This window comes from Halorussus lipolyticus (assembly GCF_029338375.1).
In the GTDB taxonomy this organism is placed as follows: domain Archaea; phylum Halobacteriota; class Halobacteria; order Halobacteriales; family Haladaptataceae; genus Halorussus; species Halorussus lipolyticus.
The window spans coordinates 1,250,295-1,269,177 of sequence record NZ_CP119804.1 but is presented as its reverse complement, the minus strand read 5'-3'; the positions used below and the strand labels follow the sequence as shown (position 1 = coordinate 1,269,177).

Annotated in this window: 15 protein-coding genes; 9 read left to right on the top strand and 6 right to left on the bottom strand. The window is 62.4% G+C overall.

Features of this window, described 5'->3' with window-relative positions; translation table 11 throughout:
* The first annotated feature begins 74 nt into the window (after positions 1-74).
* The 3 genes from P2T57_RS06405 (at position 75) to P2T57_RS06395 (ending at position 4,529) form a co-directional block, all read left to right on the top strand.
* Positions 75-1,277 (top strand): amidohydrolase, encoded by a 1,203-nt coding sequence (locus P2T57_RS06405; RefSeq protein ID WP_276301657.1) that lies wholly within the window; start codon positions 75-77, stop codon positions 1,275-1,277.
* 123 nt (positions 1,278-1,400) lie between these two features.
* Entirely contained in the window at positions 1,401-3,632 is a 2,232-nt protein-coding gene (locus P2T57_RS06400; RefSeq protein WP_276301656.1) for a hypothetical protein, read from the top strand.
* 207 nt (positions 3,633-3,839) lie between these two features.
* On the top strand, positions 3,840-4,529 hold the full coding sequence (locus P2T57_RS06395) for an archaellin/type IV pilin N-terminal domain-containing protein (RefSeq protein ID WP_276301655.1): 690 nt from the start codon (positions 3,840-3,842) through the stop codon (positions 4,527-4,529).
* Between the two features lie 18 nt (positions 4,530-4,547).
* Here the strand turns inward: P2T57_RS06395 and P2T57_RS06390 are convergent, their stop codons facing one another.
* The 4 genes from P2T57_RS06390 to P2T57_RS06375 all read right to left on the bottom strand — a co-directional run bounded on the left by P2T57_RS06390 (position 4,548) and on the right by P2T57_RS06375 (position 12,322).
* The gene (locus tag P2T57_RS06390) at positions 4,548-6,533 is read right to left on the bottom strand and encodes a SpoVR family protein (RefSeq protein ID WP_276301654.1); all 1,986 of its coding nucleotides are present in this window, start codon (positions 6,531-6,533) and stop codon (positions 4,548-4,550) included.
* Positions 6,530-7,840 carry a YeaH/YhbH family protein gene (locus tag P2T57_RS06385; protein ID WP_276301653.1) on the bottom strand — a complete coding sequence of 437 codons (1,311 nt, stop codon included), beginning with the start codon at positions 7,838-7,840 and terminating at the stop codon, positions 6,530-6,532. The genes P2T57_RS06390 and P2T57_RS06385 overlap by 4 nt, the downstream gene beginning before the upstream one ends.
* Positions 7,841-7,883: 43 nt before the next feature.
* Positions 7,884-10,193 carry a PrkA family serine protein kinase gene (locus P2T57_RS06380; RefSeq protein WP_276302087.1) on the bottom strand — a complete coding sequence of 770 codons (2,310 nt, stop codon included), beginning with the start codon at positions 10,191-10,193 and terminating at the stop codon, positions 7,884-7,886.
* 65 nt (positions 10,194-10,258) lie between these two features.
* Positions 10,259-12,322: a PrkA family serine protein kinase gene (locus P2T57_RS06375; protein WP_276301652.1), complete on the bottom strand. Its 2,064-nt coding sequence runs from the start codon at positions 12,320-12,322 to the stop codon at positions 10,259-10,261.
* A 569-nt stretch (positions 12,323-12,891) separates the two neighbouring features.
* Here P2T57_RS06375 and P2T57_RS06370 point away from each other — a divergent pair.
* Both P2T57_RS06370 and P2T57_RS06365 read left to right on the top strand, forming a co-directional pair.
* Complete coding sequence (locus tag P2T57_RS06370; RefSeq protein WP_276301651.1) at positions 12,892-13,290, top strand: DUF5820 family protein; 399 nt, start codon at positions 12,892-12,894, stop codon at positions 13,288-13,290.
* 219 nt (positions 13,291-13,509) lie between these two features.
* Positions 13,510-13,959 carry a UPF0179 family protein gene (locus tag P2T57_RS06365; protein WP_276301650.1) on the top strand — a complete coding sequence of 150 codons (450 nt, stop codon included), beginning with the start codon at positions 13,510-13,512 and terminating at the stop codon, positions 13,957-13,959.
* A 101-nt stretch (positions 13,960-14,060) separates the two neighbouring features.
* Here the strand turns inward: P2T57_RS06365 and P2T57_RS06360 are convergent, their stop codons facing one another.
* The gene (locus P2T57_RS06360) at positions 14,061-14,450 is read right to left on the bottom strand and encodes a hypothetical protein (RefSeq protein ID WP_276301649.1); all 390 of its coding nucleotides are present in this window, start codon (positions 14,448-14,450) and stop codon (positions 14,061-14,063) included.
* Between the two features lie 487 nt (positions 14,451-14,937).
* Here P2T57_RS06360 and P2T57_RS06355 point away from each other — a divergent pair, with 487 nt between their 5' ends.
* The gene (locus P2T57_RS06355; RefSeq protein WP_276301648.1) at positions 14,938-15,441 is read left to right on the top strand and encodes a phosphate-starvation-inducible PsiE family protein; all 504 of its coding nucleotides are present in this window, start codon (positions 14,938-14,940) and stop codon (positions 15,439-15,441) included.
* Positions 15,442-15,723: 282 nt separating this feature from the next.
* The gene (locus P2T57_RS06350; RefSeq protein WP_276301647.1) at positions 15,724-16,449 is read left to right on the top strand and encodes a ribosome assembly factor SBDS; all 726 of its coding nucleotides are present in this window, start codon (positions 15,724-15,726) and stop codon (positions 16,447-16,449) included.
* 171 nt (positions 16,450-16,620) lie between these two features.
* On the opposite strand, the gene P2T57_RS06345 is transcribed toward P2T57_RS06350, so the two are convergent.
* Positions 16,621-16,941 (bottom strand): FUN14 domain-containing protein, encoded by a 321-nt coding sequence (locus P2T57_RS06345; protein WP_276301646.1) that lies wholly within the window; start codon positions 16,939-16,941, stop codon positions 16,621-16,623.
* A 222-nt stretch (positions 16,942-17,163) separates the two neighbouring features.
* Here P2T57_RS06345 and P2T57_RS06340 point away from each other — a divergent pair, with 222 nt between their 5' ends.
* On the top strand, positions 17,164-17,520 hold the full coding sequence (locus P2T57_RS06340) for a DUF2209 family protein (RefSeq protein ID WP_276301645.1): 357 nt from the start codon (positions 17,164-17,166) through the stop codon (positions 17,518-17,520).
* Positions 17,517-18,812 (top strand): GTPase HflX, encoded by a 1,296-nt coding sequence (gene hflX / locus P2T57_RS06335; protein WP_276301644.1) that lies wholly within the window; start codon positions 17,517-17,519, stop codon positions 18,810-18,812. The genes P2T57_RS06340 and hflX overlap by 4 nt, the downstream gene beginning before the upstream one ends.
* Positions 18,813-18,883 lie beyond the last annotated feature (71 nt).

The following is an 18,883-nucleotide window of genomic DNA, read 5'->3' as shown; positions in this document are numbered from 1 at the left end:
CTCGGGGTAGCGGCGAGGACCGGGAGGTACTTCGAACCGAAATGCTCATGCCGACGCTTTCTCACCTTCGAGGTATGCGAGCAATCGTCAATGGGACGGTCCACACGGTGGCGGAGCGCGGGACGATACACGGCGGAACGGTACTTTTCGAAGACGGCGAGATTTCTGCGGTCGGTCACGACGAGGTGGTCGAAGTACCGGACGAGGCCGAAGTCCTCGACGCCGAGGGTGCCCACGTCACGCCGGGCCTCGTGGACGCCCATAGCCACGCCGGGATGGCCGAGTGGGGCGAACCCGAGGACGGCGACTTCAACGAGGTTTCCGACCCCGTGACCCCGCAGGTCAACGCCCTCGACGGGTTCCACCCCCGAGACGACGAACTGAAACACGCCTTTCAGGGCGGCGTGACCACCGTCTCGGCCCGGATGGGGAGCGCGAACGTGGTCGGCGGCATCATTTGCTCGATGAAGACATACGGGAAGGTGGCCGACCGAATGCTGATTCAGGAGGACGGCATGAAGGCCGCGTTCGGCGAGAACCCCAAGCGGTTCCACGGCGACGAGAAGGACCGCCAACCTTCGACCCGGCCCGGCGTGGCGGCCACGCTCCGACAGGCCCTGATGGAGGCTGAGGACTACATCGCCGAGCGAGACCACAAGCAGTCGGAGGGCGAACCCTTCGAGCGCGATTTGGGAATGGAGAATCTGGCGCGGGTCGTCGAGGGCGACTTGCCCCTCCGGGTCCACGCCCACCGCGCCGACGACATCGCCACGGTGTTCCGCATCGCCGACGAGTTCGGCATCGACAACCTCTCCATCGAACACGCGACGGAGGGCCACGTGCTGGCCGAGGAGTTCGTGGAACGCGACGTGCCCGCCGTAGTCGGTCCCACGATTTCGTCGGCCAGTAAGTACGAACTCCGCAACATCACCTTCGAGACGCCGGGCATCCTCCACGACGCGGGCGTCAAGGTCGCCATCCAGACCGACGCGCCGGTCCTGCCCCAAGAGCATCTGGACGTGTGCGTCGGACTGGCGGTCCGCGAGGGCCTTCCCGAAGAATCCGCGCTGAAGACCGTCACCCGGAACCCCGCCGAGATTCTGGGCATCGAGGACCGCGTGGGGACCGTAGAGGAGGGCACCGACGCGGACCTCGTGGTCTGGGACGGCCCGATGTTCGAGTTGGACTCGGACGCCACACAGGTCTTCGTGGAAGGCGAGCGAATCTACGACAGCGAGCGCGACGACGTGGACCCGCGAGACGAGTACGCTTGGTAGGATAAACACAATTTCATTTCCTTAAGAATCATTTATATTTCTCAAAGACATATCTAGTGCATTGAATCCCCCGCCGATATGCTAGTCGAAAACAATTTACGATGCACATAACAACACGGCGGCATGAGAAAATCGCTCTTTTTAGCCGTCGTCGTCCTGTTCTCGATGGCTGTTCCCGTCGGTGCCACCGGGGGCCAGCCAGCAGGCCACCACGTACAGACGGCGACCGACCGCGACGTTCGAGAGTCGGGTCAGACCGACTGGAACGTCACGGTGAACGAGACGGACCCGATTCAGAACCGTCTCGGTTCCGCGGGCGAGTTCGTCTTCGTCGGCGGGGCGACCTTCCCGTCGTCGTCGGGTCATACCAAGCCCGCCATCCACGTACTCGTCGGGAACAACACCACGAACATCGTGACTACCGAGGCCGTCGCGGACGCCGAGTGGACCAAAGAGAGTTCCGAGCGGTTCGACGGCCGGGTCGTCGGCGACACGCTGGTCGTCCGGTACGGGCGGACGATTTCTGCCGTGGCGAAGCGAGGCGACGAGTGGAAGCAGTTCGACCTCGGAAAACTCGACGCGCAGTTCGAGGCGATGTTTGCGACGGACTCCGCCGTGTTCGTCGTCAGTAAAGCGGGCGTCCGGAAGTACGGCGTCGGGACCGAACCGACGGAACTGGCCCGGTACGAGACCGAGTACGAACTCGAAAGCGCGGACTACGCCGACGGGACGATAACCTTCGAGACCCTCGACGACACCGACTGCCAAGCCGAGGGAGCCAGCGGGTGTTCGGGAGAAATCGGCGACGGGTCTCGGTACGGGGCCTTGGATACGGACCTGAACGAGCGGTGGACGAAGTTCGTCGCAAACGAGTACGTCCTCACCGAGCGAGTCGGCGACCTACTGCTCACGCGGCCCGGAAGCAAGGCCACCTTCTACGCCCGTGACGTGGCGACCGGCGAACCGGCGTGGACGTGGGACGCGCCGAACGACGGCTACGTCGCCGAGCGAATGCGTGGCGACGTCCGCTTCTGGACGAATCACAACCAAGAGTTCATCGTGAACCCTGATACCGGAGACGTGCGGTGGAGCTACCACAACGACGATATTCTCTACGATAGCCCGTCCCGAGTGCTGTTACACGTCGATGGCGAGTACGTCCTCAGAAACCACTCGACCGGCGAAGTCCTCGCTCGCCACTCCGGACCGGAACCACCGCGGTTGGACTCGTGGAAGTGGGACAGCGTCGCGAAGATAGACGGCGGGGCGTATCTCTCGTTCACGGTGGACCCGGCACCGACCCGCGTGTTCGTCAACACGACGACCGGCGAGACCGCGACGACGTTCGACCCGCCGGAGCGCGTCGTGACGGCCTACGAGAGGGCCAAGGAGCTACCCGACAAACTGCGCTACCTGATGTACACTATCGAATCGATGGGACCGCCGGGAAGCTTCCAACTGACGGTGCTGATTCGAGGGGAGACGAACACCTCGTACCTCTACAAGACGAGCCACTTCGCTCGGCCGACCGACCACGAGTGGTTCGAGTTCGAAGGCGACTCCTCCGGTCGCAATCTGGCCGTCGGGTCGATGATTCAGACGGACGGCGTACTCCTGTACACGACGGTCGAGAGACAGTCGGAAGCGGAGGGCGTGGCTCGACCCGAGGAGGTCCACGTCAGAGACCTGAACGGGACGTATCTGGGGCAAGCGACCCTGTATCGGACGGACCTCGGGAAGCCGATGGCCGAGAGCAGAGAGATGCCGGGATGGACCCTCGAAAATCAGTACAACCAGAACCTGACCCGTGAGAACTACCGAGTCGAGATGGCCGCGAGCGGTCCGAGCGGTGAAGTTCGGTACGTCGAACCGCACGGCCACGAGGGAGACCGGAAGGTACTCCGGTTCGGAATCGAGGACGTGTCCCCCGAGGACGTGACCGCGAGCGCCGAGATTGCGTGTCGAGACGGGCAACCGCAGGCAGTGCTGAACAACCCCACGGCGATTCCGCTCGTGTACTCGGTCGGCGGTGTCGCCGACGCGGTGACAGTGGGACCGGGCGAATCCCGGACGGTCGAACTTTCGGACGACGGCGAGTACACCTTCGAGGTTCGGACGACCAGTGGGGACTCCGTCCAACTGGAGTTCGCTGTCTCGGGTGAGAGTTCCGTCCGAGACGGCGACACGGTGGTCACGGACTGCGGTCAGGAGAGCGAGCAAGCGATGGCGGACGAGACTCGCTCGGCGGACGATACTTCAGGGACCGACGGGTCGGTTCCGGGATTCACCCCGATGGCGTCAGTCCTCGCGCTTCTGACGCTGTTCGGTCTCCGACACGTCGTGAGCGAACGGTAGTCCTCTCGTTCGCTGTCGCTCGTCTCTCAGTCTGCTGTTTGGGGTAATTGGCTAGCAGAAGTCTGTTGACGCCGACTCGTGGTCTGTGGCGGCCGATATTCGAGAGAGCAGGTGTTCGTGGAAAACGACCGTGTGACCAGCACCGGGCCGCACACTTTCCGAATAGCAGACAAATAACTTTTAGTTACGTATCCCTAACGTGATAGTATGGATTTAGTCGGTCGGGGCCGGTACCGCGCCCAAGTCGGTATCGGGACCCTCATCGTGTTCATTGCGATGGTTCTCGTCGCGGCAATTGCGGCCGGAGTTCTCATCAACACGGCCGGAGTTCTCCAGACAAAATCCGAACAGACCGGGCAAGAGAGTAGTGCGCAGGTGTCAAACCGGATTACTGTGGTGAGCGCCTACGCCGAGGTTGGCTTCGAGGACCTCTTTATTCCCGACCCGAACTATCTGGAGGGCGGCGAGGTCATCGACCACCTCGTCCTTATCGTGACTCCGAGCGCCGGGTCCGGCGACATCGACATGCGCTCGGCGACGATTACGTGGAACGGACCGAACCGGACCCAACACCTCACGTGGCGGGACCCCTTCGAGGGCGAGGAGAACCCCGCGAAGATAGCCGCCAACACGACGCGCTTCTCGGCGGTGAGTCTCACCGACGACGACCCCGCGCTCCTCGACGAAAAGAGTGACCGACTCAGGGTCGCTATCGACGCAGAAGCGATTTCGGACGGGCAGAACGACGACGCCTACAAAGGTGACACCGACCCGCCGGGCGGGTTCTATCCGGGCCAAGAGGCCACGGTTCGTATTACGACGAGTTCGGGTGCAGTCACTATCTATCGACTCGCCGTGCCCGAGACCCTCGCCGGAAAAGAAGCCGTATCGCTCTGAGCGCCGACACCATTCCCGTCACGCAAGCCAGTCGTCGGGCTTGGTGTCGTAGTCCACTTCGGTCGCCGCGATGTCCTCGACTTCGTTCCAGTCCAAGTCCTCCATCGTGAACTTCTCGCCGTCGTAGCGCAGGAGTTTGCCGACCTCCTCGGGTTCGGGTTCGCGGTCCCGGCGTCTGGCGATTTCGGCGTCCCGGTCGTCCACCTCCTTCACGATGGTCTTGAGATTCACCGGGCGACCCCAGAGGTCGAACACTCGTTCGAGGGTCCGCTTGGCTTGCTCGATGTCGAGCATCACGCCGTTGTAGTGGTGGCCCAACAGCAGTTCGTTGCGGTTGTTGTAGTTGCCGTCGTACACCGCGATGGTGGGCTTGCCGAAGTTGGTGAATTGGAGCATCAGCTTCTTCTTGACGTCCTCGTAGTCGGTGCTGGCGACCCGGTAGTCGCCCGTGGTCTGACTGAACTCGTAGGTGAAGTACTGGTTGTCGTTGACGAACTCTTGGGTGAGATAGCTATCGAGGAAGGTCACGTCGTTGTTGCTCGCCCGGACCTCGCGCATCTTGTCCCACCCGGTGGCGTAGTCCACGTCCGCGATGGCCTCCTCGACCGAGGAGAACCGGGCGTCGTCAACGATGTAGCGCGCGAACTGCTCCAAGTCCTGCTGAGAGACCGACCGGAGGAACCCGCGGTTCTGGCGCTTGCACAGCGAGAAGTGTCGTTCTGCGAGGCCCCGGTAGGTCAGGACCTTCCACGGGTAGGTTTCGAGGTCGATGACGCCCTCCTTCGCGGCGTCGAGGGCCTCCTCGTCCACCTTCTCGGGTGCCAGCGCCTCCAACTCGTCCAGATTCTCCGGGTCGATGCTGTCGATTCGCGGGTCCGGCGCGAGGAGGTCCTGCACCTGCTCGAAATCCACGGTGTCGTGGAAGTTGCGCCACGTGATGCCCTCGACGCGCAGGAGCTTTCGGCAGACCTCCCGGCGGTTCTCGGTGTTCTCGATGTACTCCCACAGCTCTTTACCGAGTTGGTAGGGGTTGAGACCGGGCGAGTTGAGGACCCGCGCTTGGTGGTCGGCGTAACTCAGAAACTCGTCGTCCCCGGCGAAGGCCTCCTCGCCCATCATCATCGACTCCCAGTAGGCGGCCCACCCCTCGTTCATGACCTTCGTGAGCTTCTGGGCCGCGAAGTAGTACGATTCGGCCCGGAGCATCTCTAAGACTTCGGTCTGCCACTCGGTCATCTCGTCGGCCTTCTCGGTCTCGGCGTCGTAGGCCTTGCCGTGGTCCCGGAGGAAGGCCAGCACGTCCATCTCGGGTTCTTCCAACTCGCCGGCGTCGGCCTGCTCGTCCATCCACTCCTCGTCGAAGACTTGGCGCTTGACCTCCTCTGAGAGGTCCATCTCGTCCAGTTTCTGGGCTAATTCGTCGTCCTCGATTTCCTCGTCGTCACCACTGCGCTGGTCGTACTGGCGCTTGAACGGTTCGTGCTGGTCGATGTTGTCTTCGAGACACAGCACGCTGTCTATCCACTGTTCGACCTCCTCGCGGTCGATGTCAGAGTCGGCCATGTACTCCTCGATGCGCCGGGCGTGGCGTTCGAGCATCGCCGCGGCGTCCAACTCGTCGGCGAACATCCGGTACCACCGGTTCTTGGCGAAGAAGTCGCTGTGGGCCTCGACGTGGGTGATGACCGCTTTCTGGTCGGCGATGGCGTTGGACTCCTGCAAGAAGGCGTGGGAGGGGTCGTCGTTGATGACGATTTCGAAGGCCTTCCCGCCGGTGTACTGGCCCTGCTTTTGCTGGCGGTCGTACTGCATCCCCCACCGCCAGTGAGGGTATCGCTCTTGGAACCCGTTGTAGGCGATGAGTTCGTTCATCTCGTCGTAATCGACCACCCAGTAGTTCACGTCGTAGGGGGCCAACCCGAGTTTGTGGGCCAGATTCCGGGCCTCGTCGGCCGGTTCCTGTAGCGGTTCCGCCGCCTGCTTGGTTCGGGGTCGCTCTCTCATGATTCGGCCTCCGTACTGAGGATTTCGTAGATGGCGTCGGTCACGTCCTCGGGGCTGTTGACGTAGCTCACGGCCACCTCTGACGACTCGCCGAAGTAGTCCTCTACCTCCTCGGCGTGGGTCGCGTTGATAGCCTTCCCGTCGGGTTGGGTCTCGACGTAGGCGTGGAGGTTCGCCGGAATCTCCTCCATCATCGGGATGACGTTCTCGCTGGTGTCGTTCCGGGAGTTTTCGCTGTCGCCGGCGGCGAAGACGTACCGGTTCCAGTCGGTCCACGGGTAGCGCTCGTCCAGAATCGCGTCCGCGACTTCGTAGGCCGACGAGATTTTGGTCCCGCCGCCCGACCGAATCCCGAAGAACTCGTCGCGCTCGACTTCCCACGCCTCGGCGTCGTGGGCGATGTAGACGAACTCGGCGTTGTCGTACTTGCCGGTCAGGTACCAGTCCAGCGGCGTGAACGTGCGTTCGACCAACTCGCGCTTCTTCTCGCGCATCGACCCGGACACGTCCCGGATGTTGACGACCACGACGTTCTTCTCGCGCTCCTCGATGATTTCGGGGTAGCGATAGCGTTCGTCCTCCTTCCGGAAGGGGACGTGCGTGATGCCCTCCTCTTTGATTTTCTGGGCGGTACTCCGACGCATGACGTTCTCCTCGACCTCCTCGATGGAGTCGTAGGTGGTCCGCTCGTCGTCCGGAATCTGGCTATAGGCCTCTTCGAGCCAATGTTTCGAGACGTTGATAGAGTTTTCTCTTGCCCACGAGAACGTCTTGTCCGGCCCCCACCCGTCGATTTTCAGGACCTCCTTCAGGAAGTCGGGGTCGAAGTCCATCGCCAGCTTTCGCTTCAGGCCCTCCTTGAACATCCGTTCGAAATCGAGGGTGGAGTCCGGGCCGGTCCGGGTCATGTCGGTGAAGTCGCCTTCCTTCTCCTCGATGACCTCCTTGCCCTTCGGTTCCAAATCGAGGCCTAACTCGTCGTCTAGCTCCTCGGCGAACTCCTCGGGGTCCATCTCGTAGTAGTCGTGGTCGCCCGACTCGTCGCCGGGGTCGCCCTCCTCGTCGCCGTCGCCGGGTTGTGGCTGTGGCTCGCCCACCGGGTCGCCCACGTCGGGGTCGCCCTGCCCGATGCCGCCCTTGTCGCGCTGGTCGTAGGCGAACTCCGGCAGGTCCACGATTTTGATGGGGATGTTGATTTCGTCGGGGAGGCTCTGGCCGAGGTCGCCGTACTGGATGAAGTCGGCGAGGTCTTGGCGCTTGGCTTCGCCGACCTCACGATACCGCTCTAAGTCCTCTCTCAGTCCCATTCGTGAATCACCTCAGTTCGCTCCGCCCGCCGACTCGCCCCGCTCAGTCCCATTTGTAACTCACCTGCCCCATGACGTGCTGGCTGGTCAGTTCGGCCGACGCCTCGGTGTAGCCGAACATCTCCACCATGTTTTTAACCGTCTCTGCCTTCACCTTAGCCGTCTCCGTATTGCTCGGCGGGTCGGCCCACTGGTTGGGGTCGAAGTCCTCGTAGACCCGACGCACGTCGTCCCAGTCGTAGTTCGCCAACACCGTCTTGATGATGGGAATCTCCTTGGGGTCGATGTCCGTGACCGCGAAGTCCTCGTCTCGGTTCTCCCACGCGTGGCGATTGAGCGCCGTGATGACCTTGTTTCGCCGGAACTCCTCGACCGCAGGCGAGGGTTCGTGGGCCGGGCCGTAGCTCTCCGGCGAGAACCGCCCGAGGTGGTCGGTCTCGAACACCTTCATCTTCAGCGCGTCCGGTTCGACGCGCTCGCCCCGGTCGTTCTCAACCTGCTCGTCGGTGGCCCACGCATAGACGTGTTCGATGTACTCCTCGACCGTTTCCTCGTCCACCCGCTTGTCGGCCATTATGGCGTCCAGCACGTCCTCCTCCTGTTGCTGGAAGATGTGGTTTTTCACCGGCACGAGGCGGTTCTCGTACTCGGTGCGCTCGGCGGTCGAGAACACCGGTGCGCCGGTCAGGTCCTCGGCCATCGCGTTGAGGATGTCGCGGGGCATGATGACCTCCTCGACCGGGAACTCGGCGTGGTGGCGGTCGCTCTCGTCATTGAGGAGGTCCGCAATCACGTCCCTCGTATAGGTCACGGGGATGCCCTGCTCGCCGTCGTCGGGGTCGTCGCTGAACTCGAAGTCGTCCTTGTCGAGTCGGTCGTCGCCGTCCAGCAGGTAGCCCCGGTCGAACAACTTGGCCTTGTCAACCAAGTCGAGACCGGCGGGCACGTCCTCGCCGTCGAGGCGGGTCACGACGCTGTAGAGCGCCGCGGCCTCGATTGCGTGGGGGGCCAACTCGCGTTCGCCGACACCTGCGCCCTCCTCGTCCTTCCGGACGCTGACCGAGAGCGGTTCCCGGATGAGGTTTTCGAGTTCGTCGTAGCTGTCGGCCTTCCAGACGTCGGTTTCGTTGGTCAACTCCCGGCGGATGAGTTCGGCCTCCAGACTCAGGTTGGTCAGGTACTTGAACCGCCGCCGGTCGAGTCGGCGCTTGAGCGCCTTGAGGGGGTCTGCGCCCCCGGCCTCGGCGTGCTGGTTCAGTTGGGCCTCCAAGTCCGGGTTGGAGATGATGAGCAGTTGGGTGTCGATGTCCATCTGGATGCCCTTGTCCAACTTGACCGTCTTCTCGTCGGGGACGTTCAGGAGCTTCTGGAGCAGGTCGGCGTGCTGGGCCGCGTCCTCCACGATGGTCAGCAGGCCGTTGCCTTGGGACAGCACGCCGTCGTAGCTGAACGCTTGGGGATTCTTCCGACCGCGCGAATCCAACTCCTGCAACATGCCTCGCATCCACGACCCGACGAGTCGCTCCTTGGGCGGACCGGAGTCCTCGGAGTGGAGGACGCCGATGCCCCGACCGATGTCCACGACGTAGTTCTTGACCCGGAGGTGGTTCTCGTCGGTGATGGCCGAAAACAGGTCGTCCTCGCCGGTCCGGCGGTACTGTTCTTCGAGGTAGTCGTAGGCTTCCCTGCTGAAGGGGTCGAGCGCACTATCGACCTTCACGTCGATGTGGTCGGCGACCCCCTCGTTGATTTGGCCGAGGATTCGCTCGCGGACCTCTCCGGGGAACACCGTCAGGGGATTGGCCTGCACCGGACTCTGAAACCAGTTTTCCTCGTCCGCCGCGGCGCGCTCCTCGCCGTAACTCAGTCCTCGGGCGTCGGTGGCGCTGGCGATGTTCCACTCGATGGTGTAGCGCCTGCCCGCCTCGGTCTTCGAGAACTCCCGAAGGCCGTTGACCAGACACCGCTTCAACTCGGACTTGCCGGTCGCGGTCGGGCCGTCGAACCAGATGATTTTCTCGGCCTTGCCTCGCTCGGCCGCGATGGACCGCAGGTCGTCCACGAAGGCGTTCAGGACTTCGGTGTTGCCCAGTATCGCGTGTTCGCCGTCGTTGGCGGGGTCGTCGAAGAACAGGTAGCGCTGTTTCTCCTCGCCCTCCTCGATGACGGTCCGGGTGCCCATCGACTCGATGGCTTCCAGCAGGTACTTGCTGGCGTGGGCCGCGACGGTCGGGTTCCGGAAGGCCTCGTCCACGAACTCCTCGAGACGCTTTGGCTCCTCGTAGGTCTCCCGGAGTTCCCGGTCGGCGGCCTCGATGAACGCCTGTCCGTCGGGGGCCTCGTCGGGGTCCAGTCCCTCGTCCTCGCGCCCGGTTCGCTCGTCGCGGCCGGTCCGGTCGTCGTGGCCGGTCGCCACGGTTAGTCCTCCATCTCCGCTCGGGCGACCTCTGCGCCGGCGAACTCCAGCACCTCCTTCGCGCCCTCGCGGGAGTAGCCTTGGTCGATGAGGGCCTCGACCCACGCGTTCTGCTCGTCGTCGTCCATCTCGTTGGACGACACCAGCGCCGAGAAGTTGATGTTGTGCTTCTTGTCCTCCCACAGTTTGCGTTCGAGGGCTCTGCGCAGGCGGTCGTTGTCCTGCGGGTCGAAGGGCGACCCCTCGCGGGCGCGGCGAGACACCCAGTTCGAGACCTCTTGGCGGAAGTCGTCCTTCCGGTCGCGGGGGATGTCGAGTTTCTCCTCGACCGCCCGGAGGAAACTCTCGTCGGGTTCCTGCTCTCTGCCGGTGAGTTCGTCCTCGACCGTATCGTCGTCGATGTACGCCATCACGTGGTCCATGTACTTCTCGCCCTGTCGCTGGATTTCCTCGATGTCGTAGGCCAGCGCGTGGCGCACGTCCTCGATGGCGCGGTCTTTGTACTCCTCGCGGACCATCTCGAGGTAGCGGTAGTAGGTCTCGAAGTTCTCCTCGGGGATGGAACCGTGGTTTTCGAGGTTCTCCTCGAAGTGGTTGAACACCGAGAGGGGACTGAGGAAGCCGCGGTCTCGGTGGGTCGAGTTCATGATGGCCTCGGCGATTTCGTCGCCGATGAACCGGGCGGAAACGCCCTCCATGCCCTCGCCGATGTCGGCGGACTCCTCGCCCTCCTCGCGGAGTTTCTTCACGTCCACGTCCTCGCCGTCCTTGATTTCGCCGTTGTAGGCCTTGACCTTCTGCATCAGGTCCACCATCTCGCTGTCGGGTTCTTCGATGCGAGTCAGGACGCCGAACAGGCCCGCCATTTCGAGGGTGTGGGGTTCGATGTGAACGTCGGGCACGTCGGCGTTGAACAGCATCTTCCGGTAGATTTCGGACTCCTCGTCGTATTCGAGGACGTAGGGGAAGTCGATGCGCTTGGTCCGGTCGTTGAACGCCTCCATCTTCTCGTCGCCCTTCTTGTCCCGGTACTCGGGCATGTTAGTCCGGCCGACGATGACTTGGTCGATGTCGATTCGAGGGTTGTTCTTTGGCTTGATGGTCTGTTCCTGCGTCGCGTGGAGGAAGTCGTAGAGGAACTCGCGCTGGAGTTTCAGCAGTTCCTCGCCCGAGAAGATGCCCCGGTTGGCGTTACAGAACGCCCCCGAGTAGTCGAAGGCTCTGGGGTCGGACTCGCCGTAGATGGCGATTTTCGAGTAGTTCACGTCGCCGGTCAACTCGGTCTCGTCCTGATTCTTCTTGTCCTTGGGTTCGAAGGTCTCGACCGCTTGGCGCTTGTTCTCGTCGGCGGTCAGTCGGATGACCTCGACGTGGTTCTCCAGCACCTGCTGGATGTCGTCGTCGTAGTACGCCAGCAGTTCGTCCATGTAGAACGCCGACGCGGGGTCTAAGCTCTGCTCGTTCTGGATGGTGTAGGGCGCGTCCAAGTTCTCGTTCAGGTCGTCGATGACGCGCTGGCGCTGTTCGAGGGGGAGCAGGACGAGGGGGTCCTGATTCATCGGCGACCGAACCGTGTCGTCTGCGGGGTCTTGGTCGTGAATCACGTCGCAGAGGTTGGTCCACCTGTAGGTGTACATCCGCCCCTCGTCGCTGAGGGTGTAGTCCTCGAAGTAGGTCCGGACCTGCCGGTCGAAGTCGGACTTGCCGGACCCGACCGGCCCGAGGAGCAACTTGATACGCTTCTCCGGGCCGAGGCCTCGCGCGCCGGACTTGACCTTGTTGACGAACTCGTGGATTGCCCGGTGAATCTCGTGGCCGTAGAAGGTGTTCTCCCCGTCGTGGAGGGGGTCCTCCGAGGCCAGCAGGTACTCGACTACCCCGGCCTCCTCGTCGTACTCGGTGCCGTAGTAGTCGAACATGTCGGCCACCCGCTGGTGGGCGTTTCTGGTTATCTTCGGGTCGTCGTAGACCTCCTCTAAATACCTGTCGAAGGATTTGGTCTCGCGGAGGTCTTCGGGCATCGATTCTTGGTAACGCTGGCTGAGTTCTTCCAGTGTTTCTGTCATCGTATCACGCTTGTTGGGAGAGGCGAGAGAGGCGAACGGCTGACCGGTGGTTCGGCACTTCGCGGTCGGAATATGTGGTAGGTAGACACGCACAAATGTTTATCGGCCCATATGGCAAGTGACAACTCGTCACAACCCCGGCGCTCGCGCCGGGGCTTCCCCATCCCGGAACATTCGGTCTCGCTGGCGAGCGAGACCCGTCCTTGCTGGCCGGTCATGTGCGTGCCATCCCCACACTCCATTCACGGCGACGAGACGTCGGAGGGCGACAAGTTCGGACGGTCGTGAACGGGGTTTGGTATGTTAGTCTGTACCGCGTGGGTCGCTACCACCGATACTATTTAATGGATGGGATGAAGCGATATATAATTGTTGGCGCATACCATGGTAATCAGTACCTAAATTAATCCGCCGGGTCGGCCACGACTATACTCGGCGACGGGAGTCGGTCGCGCGCGTCTTTCACTGGCAAACGATACCATATCCCACGTTTAAATACGAGTCGAATCGGGCGGCCTCTCTCGCCCGCGACCGGCAAGTCCTTACCCGGCAGGCCCCAATCGCCGGGCGTGACCGAACGCGACTTGCCCGAGGGTTGGACCGTCTGGAACGACGAACCCGGCGGGCGACAGGTGCTGGCCTACCGCCCGGACGTCTTCGACACCGAACAGTTTCCCCCGGCCTGCCTGCCCACGCTCTACGTCGCGGCGGGGGCACCGAACCGCCCGGCCGCCGAGACCGAACTCAATCCGACCGAGGTCTGGCGAGTGGAATTCTTTCTGGAACCCGAAGTCGAGGCCACGAACCCCCGGACCTTCGACACCCGCGAGGAGGCGCTGGAGGGTGCCCGAGACCTCGCCGACGAGTTCGCTCGGGGGGTCCTCGACTACCGCGGCGCGTATCAGGTGCCCCGCGACGAGTATCTGGACGAACTGGACGAGTTGACCGGCGACGACGGCGAGAGCTGATTTCGGCGGCAGGGGGCTCGAGGGACCAAATCACGGGATGCACTCGGTTGACCAGCCGACAGCAGAGGCCCGGCCGACCGGGCGGGGGAGCTTCAGACGACACGCCACGCTCTGTTCTGTGGTCTGCATTCGGATGACGTAGCCGATAATTTCCCAAACGCCGTCCTCTCAGTCCGGCGTGACGAGACCCTTAACCCGGAGGCCCGCATATGCCCCGCTATGTCATCCATAACCCTCATCGGAACCCGCCTCGCCGAGGACGGCCAAGAGTTCGTCTACCGGGGCGAGGCCGCCGCCTGCGAGGGATGTCCGTACCGCGACCAGTGTCTCAACCTCTCGGAGGGGGTGCGCTACCGCGTCAACGACGTGCGCGAGGGTGCCCAGACGCTGGAGTGCGGGGTACACGATACCGGCGTCACGGCGGTCGAAGTCGAACCCGTCGGCGTCAAAGCCAACGTCCCGGCGAAGAACGCCTACGCCGGGAGCAAGGCGAGTCTGTCCGGGCCGTGTCCGCACACCGAGTGCCCGAGCCACGAGTTCTGCGAACCGGCGGGCGCGGACTTCGACGAGGACTACCAGATAGCCGAGATTCTGGGCGACCCTCCCCACGACTACTGCATGCTTGACCGGGAGTTGACGCTGGTCAAGTTCGCGCCGGAAGACGAGTGACTACGCTGTCGGGGGGCTGACGAGCTTTTTGTGAAAATTTGAGGGACTGATTAGTCGGAGACCGGTGGGTGTTCTTCGAGAGAAGGATTGTTGGTACTCTTTCAGGGGTAAATAGCAGTGCCGTCAACGTAGACGACGATGTTGTCTGCGCGGTTGATTTCGATGTCACTCGGGTCAGCGTCGGTCGTAACTGCGTCAAGGTTGTCAACCCCGTCTTCGACGTTCCCGGAGAGGATGGCTTCTCCGTCCTCCGTGGTCAGATTGTCGCCTTGGTTCGGTTCGAGCGTGCCGTCTTTTCCGCTGACGGAGGTCGCACCGGTAAACTGGACCTCGTAATACTGGATTCCCGTGGAGGTGGACTGGGGCGTTATCTCGACGGTCGTGTCTTCGGTCGTGGCCGACGCCGAACCACTCGTGGCGGCCAGACTGAAACCGGTGACAGTCGTCGCGGCGATACCTTTCTTCAGCAGGGAGCGTCGGGTTTCGGACATTGCATTCCGGTCTTGGTATTGTTGGCAAATAAATTCTTTCTAGATTAAATTAATTATATGAATGATTATCATAGACGGCACTGTCTAGATAAGCGAAACCGGCAGACAGTAGTTCGGTGAATCAGCCTCCGTTGATGCGGAGTCCGTGTTTGCTTGATGAGACGAAGGATCGATAAGCCATGAGAGTCGTGAATTCACCAGTCTTCCCGAACCCCTCGACAGGCTATCATCAAGCCCCCCTCATCAAGTAATCGCCGAAGAGGCACTGTACCCGATGTCTACGCCAGAATTGCTTAACTAGACAGTGCCTCATAGACCAGTAGCTAAAACGGGGAGAATAGAACACGTACTCTGCTGTGTCTTCGCGGCGACCGCTGTAACCACTGTCGGCGTCGCTCGCGGCAGGTTCTGGTTCTACATCGGGAGTAAGGCTTCTCGCCTCTCCGACGAGACCTAGCTTCTTTGTCCTGTAGTCCTTGTCACGTGTATGGCTACCGACGAGGAGGACGCCGAAAGACAGGGCACCGCGGAGGAGGTTTCGTCCTCCGACACGTTCCCAGAGCGACTCCTCGGGGTCAGCGAATCGCTGATTCGGTACGTCGAGGTCGTCGCGGCGCTGGTGCTGGTGCTGTTGTTCGCCATCGGGGTCTTCGACCTCGGGTTGCAGATTCTCCAAAGCGCCCTCAGGGGAAACATCACCGATCCGCTCGTCGTCGTGAGCTTCATCGACACCGCGCTGTTGCTGTTCATCATCGTGGAGGTCTACCAGACCGTGGTGGCCTACACCCAAGAGAGCGAGACCCGCCGCATCGTCCGGTTGGTCATCTACACCGGCGTCATCGCCATGGTCCGGAAAGCAATCATCTTCCGGACCGGCGAGTACGGGTCCGAGCGCGCCGCGCTGTTGGCGTCGGTCGCCTACACGCTCCTCATCATGGGCCTCGCCGTCCTGCTCATCGTGGAGCGACAGAGCGGCGAGAAACTACTGTGACGCGGCTAGTGACTACGTGCAATTCCTCTCCAACCACATGCGTCGCTCGGTGGTGCAGACCTATCCTTGGTGGACTCCGAGGATATGTCGCTGAGCGGCCGTCTCGTGAGCGAAGCGAACGAGACCTCGGAAGTCACAGCCCGCGCAGGCCGAAGGCCGAGCAGGAATGTCTTCCGGCGGCGAACCGCGCGAGGGCTTTCGAAATCATCGTCGCGGCTTCCGCGGCTTAGCTGGACTCGACGGACGCAAGCTTATTTTAGACGGGGGCCACTACCGTAGCGTATGATACCACTCGAGGAGGCGGTGACTGCCCGCCTCGAATCTCACGGCGAGCGGTTCGAGGTGCTGGTAGACCCGGACGCCGCGCTCGAAATCAAGCGCGGCGAGTTCGAGGGCGAGTTAGAGGACGTCATCGCCGCCGAGGACGTATTCGAGAACGCGAGTCGCGGCGACCGACCGGCCGAGACGGCCTTAGAGGAGGTCTTCGGCACGACCGACCCCCTCGAAATCATTCCCCAAGTCATCAAAGACGGGGAGATTCAGATTACGGCCGAACAGCGCCGAGAGATGCAGGAACAGAAGCACAAGCAGTTGGTCAACCGCATCACGCGCAACGCGGTCAACCCCCAGATGGACAACGCGCCCCATCCGCCCGAGCGCATCGAAAGCGCGCTGGAGGAGACCGACTTCCGGGTGGACCCGATGGAACCCGTCGAGACGCAGGTTGACGAGGCCTTAGACGCGCTCCGGCCGGTCATCCCCATCCGGTTCGACGAGGTTACAGTCGCGGTGCAGGTCCCCGCCGACTACGCCGGGAGCGCGCAGGCCAAGATTCGCCAGTTCGGCGAACTTGAACGCGAGGAGTGGCAGAACGACGGCGGGTGGGTCGGCGTGCTGACCTTCCCCGCCGGGATGCAAAACGAGTTCTACGACCTCGTGAACGAACACACCAGCGGCGAGGCCGAGACTCGCATCATCAAGGACGAAGACGACATCAGCATGCGGTAGACGCGCGGTCCGTGGGCCTTCTCTGCCCAACTCTAAGAAATACATAGATTGTTCTAGGAAAGATATTTGTTTCTCGGGGAGAGGAACGTTCAGCGGTCGCTGTGGGCAAGCAGGACCTCGGAAAAAGTGCGGAGACGAAGCGCGACGGCGAAAAGCGGGGAGGCTTCGAAACTATCCCTTCCGGAAACCGAGCATGAAACCGCCGGTGAAGCCAGCGCCGACCGAGAGCGTCGAGAGGATGGTCGTGACCCACGACGGCGGGGCACCGCTCTGGGCGACCTCACCGGCCTCCAGAACGCCCGCGCTGAGTCGGTTCCAATCGACCGAGAGGATGCCTCGCGATTCGAGGAACTTGAACAGCGCCAGTTCGAGACCCACGATGATGGCGAGGAGTTTGGCGATTTTCTTCGCCGCGAACCCGATGATGCCGCCGACGACGGCCCCGGACCCGAATTCGAGTCCGAGTTGCTGGGGGTCAATGCCGAGTTGCATAGTCTCAACTCCCTCATTGATAGTTTAAACCCTTTGTGGTAACACACCTTCGGCCTGAAAACCGACGCCGGAATCACCTCCGCAGACGGACGATTCCGGCGAGTCATCGCGACGTATGATTGAAAAGGGTTGGGGACGTATCCGAGGATATGCGTACCGCGGCTGGGACAATCGAGGTGAAGGCCCGGCGAGGCTAGCGCCAGCGAGGCCAGCGTCGTCGGCGTGGACATCAGCGGCCGCCACGAGGAGTCCGGCGAGTACCTCATGGTGTCTGCGGCGGTTCACGCCAGCGTCGGCACGTCGCGGCTTCGAAATATCAAGGGGATGGGTTTCGCCACCAGCGACGGCCAACCGACGTTCGAGAACGCCGCCCGCGTCATCAGCGATGCGGTGGACGAACTGCCCGCACCGCCCGAGGGACCGGTCGTCGCCGAACGCGGCGAGTTCTACGAGGAGCCGGAAGTTCGCGTCGAGCAGTTCCTCGGCCCGAGTTTCAAGTACGTCGAGAGTATAGCCGAACGCAAGACCGTTCAGGCCGCACACCACGCCGCTTACGCCGCCAGAAAACTGTTCCTATGAAAGCGATAATCGTCAAGCGAGTCGATTCAGGCACGCCAGACACCGAGGAGATACGCGACTTGGCCCGCGCCGCGGGCTACGAGATAGCCGGGGAGTTCACCCAGTCAAGAACGGAGGACCCCGCGCTACAGGTCGGGGAGGGGAAGGCAGACGAAATCGGGGTTGCAGTCGCCGAGACCGGTGCAGAGGTCGTCATCTTCGACAACGAACTGGGACCGTACCAGACCTACAACCTCGGTCAGAAGTTCCCCGAGGACGCCAAGGTCATCGACCGGTTCAGGCTCATCCTCGAAATCTTCGGCCAGCGCGCACAGACCCGGAAGGCCCAACTGCAGGTCGAGTTGGCCGAACTCAGGTACGAACTCCCGCGGGCCGAGGCCAAGACCAGTCTCGCCAAGCGCGACGAGCGCCCCGGTTTCATGGGGCTTGGCGAGTACGACGAGAGCAGAGAGCAGGACATCAAAGACCAGATTTCCCGCATCAAGGACGAACTCGACTCCATCGCCCGGACCGAGGCCGACCGCCGGGACAGGCGCAGGGAGTCCGGATTCGACCTCGTGGCGATGGCTGGCTACACCAACGCCGGCAAGTCCACGCTGATGCAGAGCCTCGCCGCAGACCTCGAACTCGGCGAGAACGAGGAACTGCATCCCGACTTGGACACCACGGCGGAAGCGCAGGACCGCCTCTTTACGACGCTCGGCACCACCACCCGGAAGATGGACATGGAGCGCCGGGACGTGCTGTTGACCGACACGGTGGGGTTCATCAGCGACCTGCCCCACTGGCTGGTCGAGTCGTTCAAGTCCACCCTCGACGCGGTGTACTACGCCGACCTCGTTTTGCTCGTGGTGGACGTGAGCGAGCCAATCGAGGAGATACGCGAGAAACTCATCACCAGTCACGACACCCTCTACGAGCGAAACGAGGCCCCAATCGTGACGGTCCTGAACAAAATCGACGCCGTGAGCGACGACGAACTCGCCGAGAAGGCAGAAGCCCTGTCGGCGCTCGCGCCTAACCCCATCGCCGTCTCGGGTAAGGAACAACTCAATCTCGACGGTCTCCGGACGCGCATCGACGACGAACTCCCCGACTGGGAGCGCGAGAAGTTGGTCCTCCCGATGACCGAGGACACGATGAGCGTGGTCTCGTGGGTCCACGACCACGCCCGAGTCAACGACGTGACCTACGCCGACGACGAGGTGGTCGTGGACTTCGAGGCCCGGCCCGCCATCGTCGAGCAGTCCCGCGCCAAGGCCGGAGAGTTGGCGAGCGCGCCCTCGGCGTAGCCGGCGTAATCGTCGTTATTCTGCGCAAAACGTTCGTTATCGGTCCGGACCCCTCTGCCTAATTCAGGCGA

Coding starts and splice junctions, on each gene's coding strand:
- P2T57_RS06395 (WP_276301655.1), top strand. CDS start 3,840: ATGGATTTAGTCGGTCGGGGCCGGTACCGCGCCCAAGTCGGTATCGGG.
- P2T57_RS06375 (WP_276301652.1), bottom strand. CDS start 12,322: ATGACAGAAACACTGGAAGAACTCAGCCAGCGTTACCAAGAATCGATG.
- P2T57_RS06405 (WP_276301657.1), top strand. CDS start 75: ATGCGAGCAATCGTCAATGGGACGGTCCACACGGTGGCGGAGCGCGGG.
- P2T57_RS06355 (WP_276301648.1), top strand. CDS start 14,938: ATGGCTACCGACGAGGAGGACGCCGAAAGACAGGGCACCGCGGAGGAG.
- P2T57_RS06345 (WP_276301646.1), bottom strand. CDS start 16,941: ATGCAACTCGGCATTGACCCCCAGCAACTCGGACTCGAATTCGGGTCC.
- P2T57_RS06360 (WP_276301649.1), bottom strand. CDS start 14,450: ATGTCCGAAACCCGACGCTCCCTGCTGAAGAAAGGTATCGCCGCGACG.
- P2T57_RS06390 (WP_276301654.1), bottom strand. CDS start 6,533: ATGAGAGAGCGACCCCGAACCAAGCAGGCGGCGGAACCGCTACAGGAA.
- P2T57_RS06385 (WP_276301653.1), bottom strand. CDS start 7,840: ATGGGACTGAGAGAGGACTTAGAGCGGTATCGTGAGGTCGGCGAAGCC.
- P2T57_RS06350 (WP_276301647.1), top strand. CDS start 15,724: ATGATACCACTCGAGGAGGCGGTGACTGCCCGCCTCGAATCTCACGGC.
- P2T57_RS06365 (WP_276301650.1), top strand. CDS start 13,510: ATGTCATCCATAACCCTCATCGGAACCCGCCTCGCCGAGGACGGCCAA.
- hflX (WP_276301644.1), top strand. CDS start 17,517: ATGAAAGCGATAATCGTCAAGCGAGTCGATTCAGGCACGCCAGACACC.
- P2T57_RS06400 (WP_276301656.1), top strand. CDS start 1,401: ATGAGAAAATCGCTCTTTTTAGCCGTCGTCGTCCTGTTCTCGATGGCT.